Source organism: Ktedonosporobacter rubrisoli, assembly GCF_004208415.1.
GTDB classification, from domain to species: Bacteria; Chloroflexota; Ktedonobacteria; order Ktedonobacterales; family Ktedonobacteraceae; genus Ktedonosporobacter; species Ktedonosporobacter rubrisoli.
Genome location: NZ_CP035758.1, coordinates 8,238,230 through 8,253,654, shown reverse-complemented (window position 1 = coordinate 8,253,654; position 15,425 = coordinate 8,238,230). Strand labels below are relative to the sequence as shown.

At 54.6% G+C, this 15,425-nt stretch carries 10 protein-coding genes; 6 read left to right on the top strand and 4 right to left on the bottom strand.

Annotated elements, in window-relative coordinates; all coding sequences use genetic code 11:
• Positions 1 to 70: 70 nt before the first annotated feature.
• The 3 genes from EPA93_RS35785 (at position 71) to EPA93_RS35775 (ending at position 5,672) form a co-directional block, all read left to right on the top strand.
• The gene (locus tag EPA93_RS35785; protein ID WP_165423621.1) at positions 71 to 2,089 is read left to right on the top strand and encodes a serine/threonine-protein kinase; all 2,019 of its coding nucleotides are present in this window, start codon (positions 71 to 73) and stop codon (positions 2,087 to 2,089) included.
• A 99-nt stretch (positions 2,090 to 2,188) separates the two neighbouring features.
• Positions 2,189 to 4,369, top strand: coding sequence for a serine/threonine-protein kinase (locus EPA93_RS35780; RefSeq protein ID WP_129892107.1), 2,181 nt, complete (start codon positions 2,189 to 2,191; stop codon positions 4,367 to 4,369).
• Positions 4,370 to 4,538: 169 nt separating this feature from the next.
• On the top strand, positions 4,539 to 5,672 hold the full coding sequence (locus EPA93_RS35775; RefSeq protein WP_129892106.1) for an acyl-CoA dehydrogenase family protein: 1,134 nt from the start codon (positions 4,539 to 4,541) through the stop codon (positions 5,670 to 5,672).
• A gap of 112 nt (positions 5,673 to 5,784) precedes the next feature.
• Here EPA93_RS35775 and EPA93_RS35770 read toward each other — a convergent pair whose 3' ends face one another.
• Complete coding sequence (locus EPA93_RS35770) at positions 5,785 to 6,756, bottom strand: alpha/beta fold hydrolase (RefSeq protein ID WP_129892105.1); 972 nt, start codon at positions 6,754 to 6,756, stop codon at positions 5,785 to 5,787.
• A gap of 663 nt (positions 6,757 to 7,419) precedes the next feature.
• Here EPA93_RS35770 and EPA93_RS35765 point away from each other — a divergent pair.
• The gene (locus EPA93_RS35765) at positions 7,420 to 8,340 is read left to right on the top strand and encodes a pseudouridine-5'-phosphate glycosidase (RefSeq protein ID WP_129892104.1); all 921 of its coding nucleotides are present in this window, start codon (positions 7,420 to 7,422) and stop codon (positions 8,338 to 8,340) included.
• Between the two features lie 331 nt (positions 8,341 to 8,671).
• Positions 8,672 to 9,064, top strand: coding sequence for a hypothetical protein (locus tag EPA93_RS35760; RefSeq protein ID WP_129892103.1), 393 nt, complete (start codon positions 8,672 to 8,674; stop codon positions 9,062 to 9,064).
• A gap of 143 nt (positions 9,065 to 9,207) precedes the next feature.
• Here the strand turns inward: EPA93_RS35760 and purH are convergent, their stop codons facing one another.
• Together purH and EPA93_RS35750 are read right to left on the bottom strand one after the other, a co-directional pair.
• The gene (gene purH, locus EPA93_RS35755; RefSeq protein WP_129892102.1) at positions 9,208 to 10,776 is read right to left on the bottom strand and encodes a bifunctional phosphoribosylaminoimidazolecarboxamide formyltransferase/IMP cyclohydrolase; all 1,569 of its coding nucleotides are present in this window, start codon (positions 10,774 to 10,776) and stop codon (positions 9,208 to 9,210) included.
• A 126-nt stretch (positions 10,777 to 10,902) separates the two neighbouring features.
• Complete coding sequence (locus EPA93_RS35750) at positions 10,903 to 11,181, bottom strand: hypothetical protein (protein WP_129892101.1); 279 nt, start codon at positions 11,179 to 11,181, stop codon at positions 10,903 to 10,905.
• Between the two features lie 281 nt (positions 11,182 to 11,462).
• Here EPA93_RS35750 and EPA93_RS49305 point away from each other — a divergent pair, with 281 nt between their 5' ends.
• Positions 11,463 to 13,331: a hypothetical protein gene (locus tag EPA93_RS49305; RefSeq protein WP_207229285.1), complete on the top strand. Its 1,869-nt coding sequence runs from the start codon at positions 11,463 to 11,465 to the stop codon at positions 13,329 to 13,331.
• Between the two features lie 293 nt (positions 13,332 to 13,624).
• Here EPA93_RS49305 and EPA93_RS35740 read toward each other — a convergent pair whose 3' ends face one another.
• Complete coding sequence (locus EPA93_RS35740) at positions 13,625 to 15,331, bottom strand: M3 family oligoendopeptidase (protein WP_129892100.1); 1,707 nt, start codon at positions 15,329 to 15,331, stop codon at positions 13,625 to 13,627.
• Positions 15,332 to 15,425 lie beyond the last annotated feature (94 nt).

Here is a 15,425-nt window from a genome sequence, read left to right as displayed (position 1 = left end):
ACATCCTCTACCGTTTATACTAGTGTAGTTGGGAATAGTACTGCAAGACAAATATTTTATGAAGGATGGTATGTCGCTCTCTTCTCCGCTCTTCTGTGATACATGTGGCGCGGCCAATCGGGCGCAGGCTCAGTTCTGTAGGGCCTGCGGTAGACCTTTGCGCCCTCAGTCTCCTCAACCTGCCGCCAGTAGCCCAACCCTTACCGGCCTGCTGAATATACACTCCCTCTTGAAGCAGCGCTACACGATTCTCGGCCCGGCTGGCCGTGGCGGCTTCGGGGCCGTGTACAGGGCTGCAGACACCCAGTTTGGCAATCGGGTAGTGGCAATTAAGGAAATGAGCCAGAATAGCTTAAACGAGCAGGAATTGCAAGCGGCAACCGAAGCCTTTAAGAATGAAGCCTTGCTCCTGGCCAATCTTAAGCATCCCAACCTGCCAAGCATCTATGACCAGTTTAGCGAAAACAGTCGCTTCTACCTTGTCATGGACTTCATCGAAGGCGAAACGCTTGAAGAGCATCTTAACAAGCTCAACGGCGCCAAATTGCCCATCGAGAAAGTCCTGGAGATCGGCATCCAGCTCTGCTCCGTGCTCGATTATCTGCACACGCGCGAGCCAGCTATCATCTTCCGCGACCTCAAGCCTGCCAATATTATGCTCACGCAAGGCGATAATCTCTACCTTATCGATTTCGGCATCGCGCGCCACTTCAAGCCTGGCAAGGCCAAAGACACGGCCGCCCTGGGCTCAGCTGGCTACGCCGCTCCCGAGCAGTATGGCCGCTCGCAGACGACAGCTCGCTCAGACATCTATAGCCTGGGTGCCACCCTTCACCAGTTGCTCACTGGGGAGAACCCGGCAGATACGCCTTTCCAGTTCTCGCCCTTACGCCTCACAGAACCAACTCTGACGGGCCTTGATAAGTTGATTATGAGCATGGTGAGCGTGGAAATTACCAAACGGCCGGCCAGTGCAGCCATCGTCAAAAAAGAACTTCACAACATCTCTGTCCAGCATACCACAACGGTTCCGTTAAACAATTTCCGTGTGCCAGCTGGCTATCAGGCGCCACGGCCCACGAAGACCGGCAGCAAAGGCAAGCAATCAAGTCAGCTTACTTTCCGCCCACAACCAAATACGCTCTACGTCTGCTCGGGCCACACGGGCCGCGTCACCGCCCTGGCCTGGTCTCCTGACAACAAAATCCTGGCCTCAGCCAGCTACGATAAGGCAGTACAGTTATGGGAAGGCGAAAAGGGCAGCGCCATCCTCACCTATCACAAGCATCTGGAACGCGTCAACGCCCTGGCCTGGTCTCCCGATAGCAAGCGCATCGCCTCGGCCAGCGATGACGGAACGGTCCATGTCTGGAATGCCTTAAGCAAACAGACTGTGCGCACCTATACCGAGCATAGCGGACCCGTATGCGCCGTAGCCTGGTCGCCTAACGGACTCTATATTGCCTCAGCCGGGCTTGATAAAACAGTGCACGTCTGGGATGCAAGTACAGGTCAGCGCGTCTTCACCTATACGGGACATACCGGCAAGATCTATACCCTGGCCTGGTCCCCCGATAGCAAGCGTATCGCCTCCGGAGGCGAAGACAAAAAAATCCAGTTCTGGGAGCCAATCAAGGAGACGCCGAAGCGCTCGCTTCTCGCCTCGCTGACTAACTTGATCACTCAGCATCGGGGCCCGCTCACCATAAACAAGCACGAGGGTCGCATTAACGAGCTAGCCTGGTCATGTGATGGCAAATATCTGGCCTCAACCGGGGCCGATCACCTCACTGCCATCTGGGATACACTCACCGGACAGCTAGTCTTTAAACCTAAACCCCAGAGCAATAGCATGAAAAATGCCCTGGCCTGGTCCCCCGTAAGTTCGCACCTGGCCATGGGTGGCAACGACAAAATGGTTGAAATCTGGAACATGGATAGCAAAAAGCTAGTCTACACCTACTGCGGTCACGTCGGGTATATCATGGCCATTGCCTGGGCACCCAATGGGGAACGCGTAGCCTCTTCAGGAGTGGATCGCTCCATTCAGGTCTGGAAAACAACAACTATTAGCGGCATAATTAAATAAGAGTCGCAACTTTTCGAGCCGTAGCAGCGTTCTTTGTTTTAGAGCACAGATTATTTTTCTCCTGGCGCAATATTTGCGTAAAGCAAGGATAGAGAAATCATGGTGTACTGCGAGTCCTGCGGTGCCTCCAATCCGGCCGAGGCAGAAATTTGCTTCGCCTGCCAGTTACCTCTTGCACTAACATTGGATGAAGTTAGCGCGGGATCGGCAGCCCTGCACGAACATGGCTATAAGATACTTCAACAGGTAGGAACAGGTGGCTTTGGCGCAGTCTACAAGGCCATCGCCCTGCAAACCAACAAACCTGTAGCGATCAAAGAGATCAAGCTACGCGGCTTAAGCGCGCAAGAAATGATCGACGCGACAGATACCTTTAACCGCGAAGTACAGATCCTCTCTCAGCTTTCACATATGAACTTACCACACATTCATGATCACTTCACCGATCCTGAACACTGGTATCTGGTTATGGACTTTATCGAGGGGCAGACGCTAGAAACGCTTCTCCAGGCGCGCAGCGGTATCCTCTCATTGAGCGATTTCTTCTTTATCGGCATTCAGCTCTGCAACGTATTACAGTATCTGCATACGTATGATCCGCCGGTAATTTTCCGCGATCTCAAGCCCTCCAATATCATGCTCACGCCATATCAGCAGGTCTACCTTATCGATTTTGGCACCGCGCGCTTCTTTAAGCGCGGTCAGGCACGAGATACCATCGCCTTTGGCTCGCCGGGGTATGCTGCACCAGAACAGTATGGTAAGGCGCAGACGACGCCACGCTCAGACATCTACAGCCTGGGTGCCACCCTGCATACGATGCTAACTGGCAATGATCCTGCAGAAACACCTTTCAAGTTCACGCCGTTGCGTCGCTCTAATGCGGCCCTGCCCCAAGAGCTGGAGGCGCTGGTTGCCAGGATGGTGCAGTTGCTGGCGGAGGATAGGCCGGCCAGCGTTGATGAGGTGCTGGGCGAGCTAGAGCGCATTGAGGCCAAATATGTTCGCCAACTTTATGCCTATAGCGGCACCGCCTCACCTCTCTATAAGCCACCCATAACGTACTGGACACCACAGCCTGTCAGCGGCAGCGGCCAGATTCAGATCCAGGCTGGCCAGTTTGCCGCACCCTCCCCGAAAAGACAGAACGGGCGCCGCATCTTCCTGGGTGGCCTGCTGGCTCTTGGCGTAAGCGTAGCCGTGCTTCAGCAGCTACCCGCCAGTTCACATAGCGATGTTTCATACGGAGGGATAACTGATTATTACCAGGCTCCAACCCAGGTCACGCGCGCGCTGTATGTCTACCAGCAACATAAACTGAGAGTGAGTACAGTTGCCTGGCATCCTTCGCGTCCCCTCGTCGCTTCAGGTTCCTGGGATCATACAGTACAGGTATGGAATGCCGCAGGAGGCGAGCAGCTCCAGATCTATCGCGGCCATACAGAGCATGTCAATAAGGTGAGCTGGTCGCCCGATGGGCAATTCGTCGCCTCCGCCAGCGATGATCAGACTGTACAAATCTGGGATGGCATGACAGGCAAGACGCTCACCACCTACAAAGGACACCAAGCTTCCGTTAAGGACCTGGCATGGTCACCCAACGGCGAATTTATTGCCTCGCTTGATGGTGCCCAGATTCATATCTGGAACGCCCTGAGTGGCACCCTGCTCACGACGCGTCAGGAAAGCAGCCAGAGGATAGATGCCATCCAATGGCTGGCCTCCGGGGCCTTTGCCGAGGCCTGCCTGGCCATGTGCATCGGTGGCAGGGCTAGCGTCTGGGGTATCGTATCAAATGAAACGCTGCTAGATCGGGATTTCAGCAAAGATTGGGGTACCCCGACCCTGATCGCCTGCTCTCCCGATGGGCGCTATATGGCCCTCTCCGGCAATTTGCGCAACGATGCTATCCTTGTACAACCTCTGAACGATAGCTCAGCTGATCCAGCTATCACCTACACGGCGCATGGACAACAGGTTACTGCCCTTACCTGGTCGCCCGATAGCCAGTATATCGCCTCAGCCTCCCTGGACCAGAGCGTGCGCGTCTGGAATCCCTACACAGGCATGACCAACTATATCTATCAGCATCCAGCTGCCCCATATGCAGTGAGCTGGTCAAATGTCACACGCTCTCTCGTAACAGGCGTCGATAATAGCACAGCCATGATCTGGTCAACAATACAAAGCAGTCGGAAGAGGTACAAGAGGCATGAAAGGCCAGATTCCTGGCCCCGGAGCCAGCCAGGCGATCAAACCGATCCGGCCGATACGCGCTAAACCAGCCCTGCCGCCATTCTTTGCAGGGACCATACAGGCAGCCAGTATAGCACTCGCTTCTTATCCGGGCATCCGCTGATCTATAATAGGGAATAGATTACAGTATCATTGGGTAGCCTCAACGTTTGAGTTACTACCCACGAATCCGGGTTCAGAAGAGGAGCACGCCGTGAAATTTGATCTCAACGAAGAGCAAGCAGATATCCGCGACCTGGCACGTCGCTTTACCGCCCAGGAAATCGCCCCACATGCCGAGGCCTGGGACGAAGAATATCACTTTCCACGCGAAATTTATTCCCAGATGGCCGAGCTAGGGCTGATGGGAATGACCACGCCCGAAATATACGGGGGCAGCGAGCTCAGCCGGCTCAGTGGCGCGCTGGTCTATGAAGAGCTGGCCCAGGGCGATATGGCCACCGCCGTTGGTCTCTCGGTCCACAATATGGTCACTGGCTCGCTTGCCCACTTTGGCAGCGAAGAGCAGCGCCAGCGCTGGGTGCCGGCCCTGGCCTCGGGCAAATTCCTTGGCGCCTTCTCTCTGAGCGAGGCCGAAGCAGGCTCAGACGCCGCAAGCCTGCAATGCAGGATCGAGCGCGACGGCGACAACTACGTGCTCAACGGCACCAAGATGTGGGTAACCAATGGAGGCGAGGCCGATCTCTATCTTGTTATGGCGCGCAGCGCCGCAAACGGCATCAGCTGCTTTGTCGTGGAAAAGGATACCCCAGGCTTTAGCTTTGGCAAGACCGAGCGCAAGATGGGCTTGCACTCATCCCCCACGCGCGAGCTTATTTTCGAGAACTGCAAGCTTCCAGCCGAGCAGCGCATAGGCGCCGAGGGACAGGGCTTGAAGATAGCCCTCGCTACCCTCAATGGTGGGCGCATCAACATAGGAGCGATTGCCACCGGCGTTGCCCAGGCAGCCTTCAACACAGCCCGAGATTATGCCCGCGAACGTAAACAGTTCGGGCAAGCTATCGCCACCTTTCAGGCCATCCAATTTATGCTCGCCGACATGGCCATGAAGATCGAAGCCTCGCGCCTGTTGGTCTATGAGGCTGCCTATAAAGTCGATGAGGGGCAGGACGCCAATATGCACGCCTCCATGGCCAAATGCTTCGCCACCGATAGCGCTATGGAAGTCACGACGAACGCCGTCCAGATTCTTGGTGGAGCTGGCTATGTGCGCGACTATCCGGTGGAACGCTATATGCGCGACGTTAAAGTCGCCCAGATCTTTGAGGGCACCAACCAGATTCAGCGCATCGTCATCGCCCGGGCTATCCTGGGTCGGCTCAAATAGTTCACGCCATCCGCACAAAGAGCCGCAGTAGAGCACACAGGAATGTTCGGGCAAAGGGCTGGCTTGCCCGAACATTTTAGCTAAGCTTCTGAGCTCTAAGGCGCGGAACAGCCTACTTCGTCACGGTAGCTGCGGCGAACTCGCGCACTGCCGAGTTAAAGTTGGCGGCCTGCTCTTCCTGAACATGGAAGCTGCCCTTATCGATAATGCGCACCTCGACGCGCGGATTAACCCGCTTGAAGGCCGCACTCGCCTCCGAAGGCGTCAGCATACCTTCCCGACCCCAGAGGGCCAGAATGGGCATCTGCAGGCGAGCCAGGGGCTCATGCACATCAAGGGCCAGGTTGTTGCTAAGGAAAGATGCAATGGGATAGCGCGAGTTCTCCTGGTGCGCGCTGGTGAAGACATATTCAACAAGATCGTCGGAGATCAGGCCTGGATTGTGGTAGCCCTGCTGATCGTAGTAGTTGCGAATAGACTGGCGCGAATTGAGCAGATTGTAGGCAAATTCGCCAATGACGGGCAGGCGCAGCACAAACTTCCAGGCGCTATCGACAGGGCCAGGATAGGACTCTTGTAGCATCGTAGGAGGTGGCGAGACCAGCACCAGGCGCTCAAATAACTGGGGACGGCGATAGGCATTTGCGATCACATAAGCGCAGGTGAGGCCATGGGCCACAACGATTGTAGGCTTGCCGATAACTTCTTTAATGAAATCGTTAATTAAATCAGTATAGGTCTCGGTAGTGTAATCAATCGAGGGACGATCAGAGAGGCCAAAGCCCAGCAGATCAATGGCATAGACGCGGAACTGTTCCGCCAGCGCATCTATATTCTTGCGCCACTCGTAAGAAGAGGCTCCAGGACCAAAGCTATGGATTAACAAGAGCGGTTTCGCCTCGCGCGAACCCTTCACCTCGTAGAACATGTCGCCATCTTTCCAGGGATAGCGGCGCTCCTCGCCGGTCAGCACAGTATCCAGCTCGCCGGCCATGGAGGCAGTCATCTTATTGAATACCGTCAGCGCTCCCAACACCCCGCCCGCAACGATACTAGTGGTAAGTAGTTTTTTGGCAAAAGTCATGTATATCGCTCCTATTCAGTTACTCTTCTAAGAAACACCAGACATCGAAGGGCAAACACCAGGGCCTTCCCTTTTTGTCATTCTGCCATCCGCCTGCAGCAGAGGGAGGAGAAATTGGGGCACAATTCGTTAGCTCGCGACGTCGCCTCCAAGCCCCGAGTTAAGGGCTCAAATCCGCTCGATCGCGGCGCCCCCTTAACAAGCCCTTTTTACGAACCGCAAAGCCCTGGGGCAATCACGACGCGATGCACCCCCTGAATGCACTACGACACAACAAACATTTTGTTTCATAAAATATAGCTGCGAACAAATTTTAACTTCCCTTCTTCAAGGGATAGTCGTCGCCAGAGTTTGTTCCTATACTTCTATTGTTCCATTCTTCACAAAATCGACCCAGGACGTAATATAGCATGTGTCAATATGCGCGTGCAAATTGGATAGGACGTTCTGGACAAACTGTATAGCTTTGCACGGGGTTTGCCTTTTCCCTCTCATTTCCTGTATACTTCTCGTCACGTGGAGACTTCCATCAGTTATGTCAAGTGCAAGTATATGCGCGCCCCTCTGGGAAGACCAGCCAGGCGAAATGGCTTGTAGCGTGCAACGCGGCCCGGAGTTAGCAAGCTTGCACCCCGGCTTTACATCTGTCGGCAGCGAGGAATCATGGAACAGCTATCAGCTTATATTCTCTGTTCCGAAGAAGTTCGGACAGCCCTAAACGAAAAGCGGCCAGTAGTCGCCCTGGAATCAACAGTCATCGCGCATGGGCTCCCTTATCCATCCAACATTGAGGCAGCTCAGGCCATGGAAGCAGCCATTCGCGCCGAGGGCGCCGTGCCTGCCACCATCGGACTGCACGATGGACATATTATTGTTGGCTTAACACAAGACGAGATCGTGCGCCTGGGCACAACCGCTGGCGTACAGAAAGTGAGCCGGCGCGATCTGGCCGTAACCCTGGCCACAAAAAAGCCTGGCGCAACCACCGTTGCCGGCACCGTACTTTGCGCCTCTATGGCCGGCATTCGCTTCTTTGCCACCGGAGGCATAGGCGGCGTCCATCGCGGCGCCGAGGCTAGCATGGATATTTCAGCCGACCTGACCGAGTTGAGCCGCACGCCGGTACTCGTCACCTGCGCGGGCGCCAAATCTATTCTCGACCTTGATCTGACCCTTGAATATTTAGAGACGCAGGGCGTACCCGTTCTTGGCTGGCAAACCGATGAGCTCCCGGCCTTTTACGTCCGCTCCAGCGGCCGGCGCCTGGCTCAGCGCGTCGATGATGCGCTCACCGTCGCAGCCATTGCGCGCACGCAGTGGGAATGTGGCTTAAAGGGCCTGATCGTCACCTGCCCCATCCCTGAAGAATATGCCCTCAATCCCCAGCCCTTAGAGGATGCGACACAGCAAGCCCTACGCCTGGCTCGCGAGCAGGGCATACGCGGCTCGGCCACCACGCCTTTTATCCTCTCGCATGTCGCGGAGATTACCGCCGGCGAGAGCATAGAGGCCAACAAGGCTCTCTTGATTAATAACGCCACGCAGGGAGCGCGCTTTGCCCGCGCTTACTACACCGGAGCCTAGCCACAAGGGCGCAACTTTCTTTACTTCTGTGCGCCGTCAGGTGGAAAAAAAAAGGATTGTTAAGGGGGCGCCGCGACCTAGCGGATTGGCCCTTAACCGGGGGACCCTCTCCGGGGGAGAGGTAATGGGGCGGAGCCCCAAAATCTCTCTCCTTTTTGCCACCCTTGGGCGGCGAAACACCAAGAATGGGAAAGTCCTGGCGTCTCGCTCTCAGATGTTGATTTATTACGACGTTAGGACTACAATACGAATGCGCATAGTAATACTATGCCTATGCCTATTGGTCGGTCTTTTTCATTTAGCAGACCCTCCTCGAAAGGAGCTTTATATTGTGAGAAATCCCTTGGAGATGCGCAAAGTTATCTGGGGCGTCATCCTCACTCTGGTATGGATCTGTTGCTTCCTATTTATTAAATCGACGCTCGTCATAGACTGGAAGGGCGACGGTAGCGATACCACTAACCTGAGAATGGTCGTAGTGGTAATAGGTCTCCTTGTAATTTTCTTTTACAACCTTTTCTACCCTTCGACCCCCGAGTCCACAAAGCTCAGTTGGACGTCTACCCTTACCCTTGCCTGGCTCTCACTCATCCTCTTCTTCCCGTTCAAGGACCCCGCTCTGGCAGCTGGCCCGGCTGGCGCTGTCGGCTTCTTTGCCCTGATTGGTGGCCTTGGCGTAGTTGTTCTGTGGGTACGCTTCTTCTCGGACGAGATCGTGGCCTGAGCAGGCCAGAGGCATTTTGCATACAATTAGAAGAAAATGGATACCGTCTGTAGGTATCCATTTCTTTTTGTCCGCTGCTCGCTAGCTAAGATCTCACAGTGGCAACAGCAAACGTTTAGCTGTCTCGTACGTAAGCCTGCGCCTCAATGGCGAAAATGCCGTTTGCCAGTAAAGATCATCGCTATCGCGTAACGATTGGCCATCCGGATCGATTCTTCATCGCGGATCGAGCCGCCAGGCTGAATAATCGCCGTCACACCGACCTTAGCCGCGGTTTCCACTCCATCGGAGAAGGGAAAATAGGCATCGGAGGCCAGCACCGCGCCGCGGGCGCGTGGACCGGCTTTATCCACAGCCAGCTGCACACTTGTCACGCGATTCATCTGGCCGGCACCAACGCCCACTAAGGTCAACTTATGGGCCAGCACAATAGCATTTGACTTCACCTGCGATACGGCTTTCCAGGCGAACATAAGATCGGTCACCTCTTCAAGCGTAGGCTCGCGATCAGTTACCACGCGGTACTCGATCTCGCGCCCACCAATCGCATCGGGCGTCTGGATCAGCAGGCCACCACTCACCGTGCGCACTTCGGGTCGCCCACCATAGAGCAACTGCGTATTGATTGCCAATGGCTCTATCGGTCGATGCGTGGCAAGCAAGCGGAGATTCTTCTTTTTACGCAGCAGAGCCAGGGCCTCCGGCGTATACTCCGGAGCAATGATTGCCTCATAAAACAACTGCTCGATCTCCTGGGCCGTCGCAATATCGATTTGACGATTTGCCCCGATAATCCCGCCGTACGCGGAAATAGGATCGCCCCCGTGCGCTTTTTTGTAAGCCTCAAGCAGGGTATCGCCGCAGGCAAGGCCGCAGGGATTGGTATGCTTGACAATCACCGCTGTTGGCGCGGTAAAGCTCTGCACCGTAGCTAGAGCCGTATCAAGATCAAGCAGATTATTATACGACAGCTCTTTGCCGTGCAGGAATTCAGCCTCAGCCACAGTCGCCAATTTGGCCGGAGTTGTGGTCTCGTTCCAGCGATAGAACGCCGCCTGCTGGTGGGGATTCTCCCCATAGCGCAAGGTCTGAATCCTTTCAAGGGGTAGAGTGAGCTCATCGGGGAAATAATCGCCAGTCGCTACACGCAGATATTCGGCAATCGCCGTATCGTAACTTGCAGTCTGTTGAAAGGCAATCGCCGCGAGGCGCCGCCGCGTCTCAAGGCTTATTTCGCCCTGCTCACGCCACTCCTGGAGAACATCCGCATAGTCTTCTGGCCTCACCAGCACAATCACATCCTGGAAATTCTTGGCTGCGGCACGCACAAGCGTTACGCCGCCGATATCGATCTGTTCCAGGGCTTCTAGCAGAGTGGTCTCTGGACGCGCAATTGTCGCGGCAAAGGGATACAGGTTCACCACTACCATGTCAAGCGGCACGATATGATGCTTCTTTAGCTCTTCCTCGTGCTTGCTAACATCGCGCCTTGCCAGAACACCCGCCAGGATTGCCGGGTGCAGCGTCTTGACGCGCCCGTCAAGTATCTCAGGGAAATTCGTCAGCGCGCTGACCGATTCCGCCCGAACGCCAGCGGAGCGCAAGGCTTTGAGCGTCCCACTTGTCGAAAAAATCTCAACACTACGACTCTGCAGATCACGTGCTAAATTTGTGAGACCTTCACGATTAGCAACACTTATTATTGCGCGCATGAGTCTTCCTTTCAGGCCATAAAGCCTGGACCATTCAGGACTATTTAGGGATTTTTCTGCTATCAGTATATCTCAAAGTATTGTAAAATGTGATGCTCAGTTAAGCAGCAGGACCTTAACCCGCTATTAGTACTTTCCTACCAATATCAGGTGTAGCTGTAAATAATATGGATAAGCTGTGGTAATATCGCAATCGATGGTCAGCGTATTTAAATATGTTTCAATAAATCTCATATCTAACCAAATTTTTTCTTCTGGTATGTCGCGACTGTCTCTTAAATAGCTTTGGGTGCTAGTTTTTTCGCCGCCAGCTAGCGGCACAAGGGAAGGGAGAAAGGGGAGTTGGGGCCCAGCCCCAAGCCCCAGGTTAAGGGCCTCGTAGCCCTTAACAATCCCGCTTTCCATTTACTTGCTACAGCCTTAGATGACTCTGGATGCAAGTTTTTGCAGCTAGCGGCACAAGGGAAGGGAGAAAGGGGAGTTGGGACTTGTCCTTAACAATCCTACTTTTTCCGTTGTTGCCTGGCTACCTGCCATGAAGTGGAGGAGAGAAAGGGAAGTTGGGGCACGGCTCCAGGACATGTGGTAAGGACACGCCTTTCACCATCCCGCTTTTCCAGATGGGATCAAGCCATTTCGACTCCAATGGCTGAGAATATTTGTTTTCTGCTAGGAAGTGAGAGACAATGCAAACACTCATTCGCCCGCCACGACCCGGGACACCACAGTTGAGGAGGCCGCGAGCAGCATCACGCAAGCGCTTTCTACCTGCACCCCTCATCGGGGCGATTGTGACTGTGACCATCATTCTCATCGCGGGAATATTTTTTGTTGTGCAGCCACACTTTGGTACACAGGCCGCCGACGACGAGGTGAAATGTGGCCTGATCGTGCCACGCCAGCCGCTCTCGGCTCAAGGGCTAGCCACACCCTACCAGCTCGTTGATTGTAACGAAGCCAATGCCGATCAATCGGCCTTTGTGCAAGCTGCTATTCTCGATCCCGCGACAGGCAAGGTTTCTGTGTACAGCCCGCTCGTGGTCAACCAGGGTCAGAAGCCGGCCGTGCCGCCAGTTGTTCCCCAGTTACCACAGGGAGCTGTTGTAGGCATCTGGTTCGGCTTCAACGGCAATGTGCTCTCTCTGCAGGGCCAGGGTGTCCAGGAAGGCAACTGCGTCAAAGGCACCAAAGGCTCTACCTTCGGGCAGGTCTCGTTCTGTAACGCCACAACGTTCTTTCAGGCCGCCAACCAGGCAATCCAGGCCGGCAAGCTTGTCCCACCTCAACTTGGCACCGCGCAGGATGGACAACCCTGTCCCACCGTGCGTGATTTCTCGGTGGTCGATCAGGACCAGAGCGACAACGTAACCACTGCTTATTTGATAGGGCCCAATGGCCGCATGGCCCAGAAGACTGTCGCTAATATCAACAAGCTGCGCAATACACGTCTTCTCACCAATGGCAGCGATAACGGTTTGCTGGATTCCTTCATTGCGCCTGCACTGGGCTGTCAGCCCTGGATGGCTCCAGACCTGGCCGATCCCGGTCATATGGTCACCGCGCAGGCCCTCGACGAATTGCAGGCCGCAGCCCACCAGGCTGAGCCTGTCGCCCTCGTCCCTGCCGGCGATCCAATGGTTCTTGTGGACGAGAAGCCCAACCTGGCCAAGCTCAACGCCTTCCGTGTTGGCGTTAATCAGCCGGAGGCCCAGAATCTTAACCAGGCGAGCACCAGGCAATATTGCCAGGATCTCTTGCGCGTCGCGCCCAAGCGTTTTGCCCTTGACGCTCCGCTTCTGCGCAACAGCGCCACGCCCGATCCGGCTGCAGCCAACAATCTCTTTACCTTCCTGGCCCAGCGCTTCAATACAACCTGGGGCGCCGATGGCGGCTTAAACTGTCAGGGTATTTTGCAGTTGCAAAGCCCGATTACGGTACAAAAGAATGATGATGGCGTGGCGATCAAGGCCACAATTGGCAAGGCCCAGCCCGTTAAGCAGAAGAAGGATCAGGATCAGCAGGACAATAACGATAATAATAAGCACAATGGCAAGCATCATCGCGACCAGGATTACCACAATCCGCAGAACAATCCTGATGATGGCAAACAGAACCAGAAGCAGGACGATCAGAACAACAATTCTGATAACGGCGGCAAGCATCACAACCAGAACGATAAGACTGATAAGGGCGATCAGCAAAACAACGACAAGAACAACCAGCAGAATGCTGATCAGAACAACGACAAGAACAATCAGCAAAATGATGATCAGAACAATAAGACTGATCAGCAGAACAACAACGACAAGAACAACAAGGGGGACCAGCAGAACAACGACAAAAACAACCAGAACGATAATAAGACTGATAAGGGCGATCAGCAAAACAAAGATCAGAACAACCAGACTGATCAACAGAACAATAACCAGAACGATAAAGGCAACCAGCAGCAGGATCAGAACAATAAAGCTGACAAAGGCAATCAGCAGGCCAATAGCCAGAATAATCAGGATATCCAGCAAAACACCAGCAAGGGCAACAAGGGTGACAAGTAGCATAGTCATAAGCAATATGAGAATACTACGGATCAGCCAGGCTACCAGAATTTAGTTATGGGCTGGTAGGGCCCTCCAACGAATCAGGGAGTACATATGCGTACTCCCTGTATTTTTGTAGGTTAGCTTGCTGGCAGGTTTCAGGCTCGCATGCTGCGCAAACGAATTCGCCACGCTCCGGCCAGAAACACAGCAATAACGGCGCCAATCTCTTCCCTTCAGTGCAGGAGAAGAGGCGTGCCAATAGCTTAACTAATCATTGAGCCAGGCGCGTTCAGGAGTAATAAGCCGAGTCATTGAGCCTCTAGCTCTTCGATGGCGCGCGTTACCAGCTCAACTACTGACTGGAGCGTGGCAGAATCGAAGCTAAAGCTGGCCCCGGCCGCCGCATAGAGTTCCGGCAACGTGCGCGTGACGCCCAACGAGAGCGCGTGACGATACTGCTGTAAGGCCTGCCGCGGATCTTGCCGATAATTGTTCCAGATCTGCAGCGCCCCAATTCTGGCGAAGGCATATTCGATATAATAGAACGGGTAGCAGTGGATATGGCGCAAGTAAAGCCAGCCCAAACCTTGCTCCTCTTCCAGACCGCGCCAATCGATATCGGGCATATAGCGCTGCGTGAGCTCCCGCCATTGCTGTGTGCATTGCTGCGGGTCTTGCGCCTCTTCGAGATGCTCGTAGACCCAGTGCTGGAAAGCATCGACCATGGCAGCCCTTGGCAGATTTTCGATAAGCCCTGACTCAAGATGCGCGAGTCGAAGCAGGCTGGCCTCCTCCTGGCTACAGATGCCTGCCTGCTGCAGATAGGTCGAGCCAATATATTCCATCGCGGTCGAAGCCACCTCGGCAAACTCCATGGGCAGAAAAGCCTCTTTGCGCTGCTGCACATAGGGCAATCTGGCCATCTCGAAGGAATGGAAGGCATGCCCGGCCTCGTGCAGAATGAGACGTATCTCCTGAATGGTCTGCATTTTGCCAAAGATAAAGGGTCGGTGGATCGCTTCCATGGTCAGGTTATAGCCTCGACCGGCCTTAGCGGGACGCTCTTCCAGATCAAGCAAGCCCTCGCGAATCATTATCTCGAAATAAGCGCCAAGCTCGGGATCGACAAGAGTAAAGAGGTTAGCACACTGTTGCAAGGTCGCATTGAGGTCAGCGATGTAGCGTGGCCGCATCGTTGAGTGAGGATTGACAGCAATATCCCAGGGCCTGATCGTTTCCACGCCCAGGAGCTGGCGACGCCTGGCCCAAACTCGGCTAGCAGCCGGCACAAGCACCTCCTCGATGGCTCGATGGAAGTTCCGGCAATCTTGCGGCGTATAGTCGAAGCGGAACAACTGCAGCCAGCGATAGTCGCGATACGTAGCATAGCCAGCGTTGCTGGCAATCTGCTGGCGCACCTGCATCTCTTTTTGCCAGTGGGCATAGAGCGTCTCCCGATCGGCGAGCCTGCGCTCCTGCATCGTGTGCCAGGCCCGTTCGCGCCGCTCGCGCTCAGGTTCCATGAGAAGCGGCTCTAACTTCGAGATAGAGACTTCTCGCCCCTCCCACGTAACTGTCTGGGAGCCACTAAAGCGCTGGTAGGCGATCTTCAGGCCCTCCTCCTCATTTAATAGAGGCACATTCTGCTCACGAAAGAGCTCAGCTTCCGTGCGGAGCTTGCGCAAAGGAGGAGCAAAGCCAGGCGGCTCAAGGTTGCTGGCCAGCAGCTTTTGTTTTACTTGCTGATCGAGCGGCTGAATATGGACGTAGATCTCGTCAAGGAAGCGCTGCTTACGATCGGCCCGCGCCTGATCGGCTGTATCCCGTGTGCAGGCAATTTCCTGCTTGATCAGCACCTCCTCGACAAGCTCCGAGAGGCGCGACCATTGCGCCAGCCAGGCGTCAAGCGTGCTTTGAGTAAGATCCGCGTCGATAAGCTCGCGATACCACGGCTCGATGTCTGACCAGGCCAGCAGGGCCAGGGCCTCGCTTGTAGATGGAAGAATAGAGTACATACCTTTTCTCTTTCATTTTTCGGCTTTTATCCACATAGGATTATTGTATCATGTACTCTTTTCGTTATCTCAATGCCGCCCTGGCTTAAGCCCC

What these genes read in the sequence shown, in the direction of transcription:
- EPA93_RS35750 (WP_129892101.1), bottom strand. Translation starts at nt 11,181, where the DNA reads ATGGAAAGCGGGATTGTTAAGGGCTACGAGGCCCTTAACCTGGGGCTT.
- EPA93_RS35765 (WP_129892104.1), top strand. Translation starts at nt 7,420, where the DNA reads ATGGAACAGCTATCAGCTTATATTCTCTGTTCCGAAGAAGTTCGGACA.
- EPA93_RS49305 (WP_207229285.1), top strand. Translation starts at nt 11,463, where the DNA reads ATGCAAACACTCATTCGCCCGCCACGACCCGGGACACCACAGTTGAGG.
- EPA93_RS35770 (WP_129892105.1), bottom strand. Translation starts at nt 6,756, where the DNA reads ATGACTTTTGCCAAAAAACTACTTACCACTAGTATCGTTGCGGGCGGG.
- purH (WP_129892102.1), bottom strand. Translation starts at nt 10,776, where the DNA reads ATGCGCGCAATAATAAGTGTTGCTAATCGTGAAGGTCTCACAAATTTA.
- EPA93_RS35780 (WP_129892107.1), top strand. Translation starts at nt 2,189, where the DNA reads ATGGTGTACTGCGAGTCCTGCGGTGCCTCCAATCCGGCCGAGGCAGAA.
- EPA93_RS35740 (WP_129892100.1), bottom strand. Translation starts at nt 15,331, where the DNA reads ATGTACTCTATTCTTCCATCTACAAGCGAGGCCCTGGCCCTGCTGGCC.
- EPA93_RS35785 (WP_165423621.1), top strand. Translation starts at nt 71, where the DNA reads ATGTCGCTCTCTTCTCCGCTCTTCTGTGATACATGTGGCGCGGCCAAT.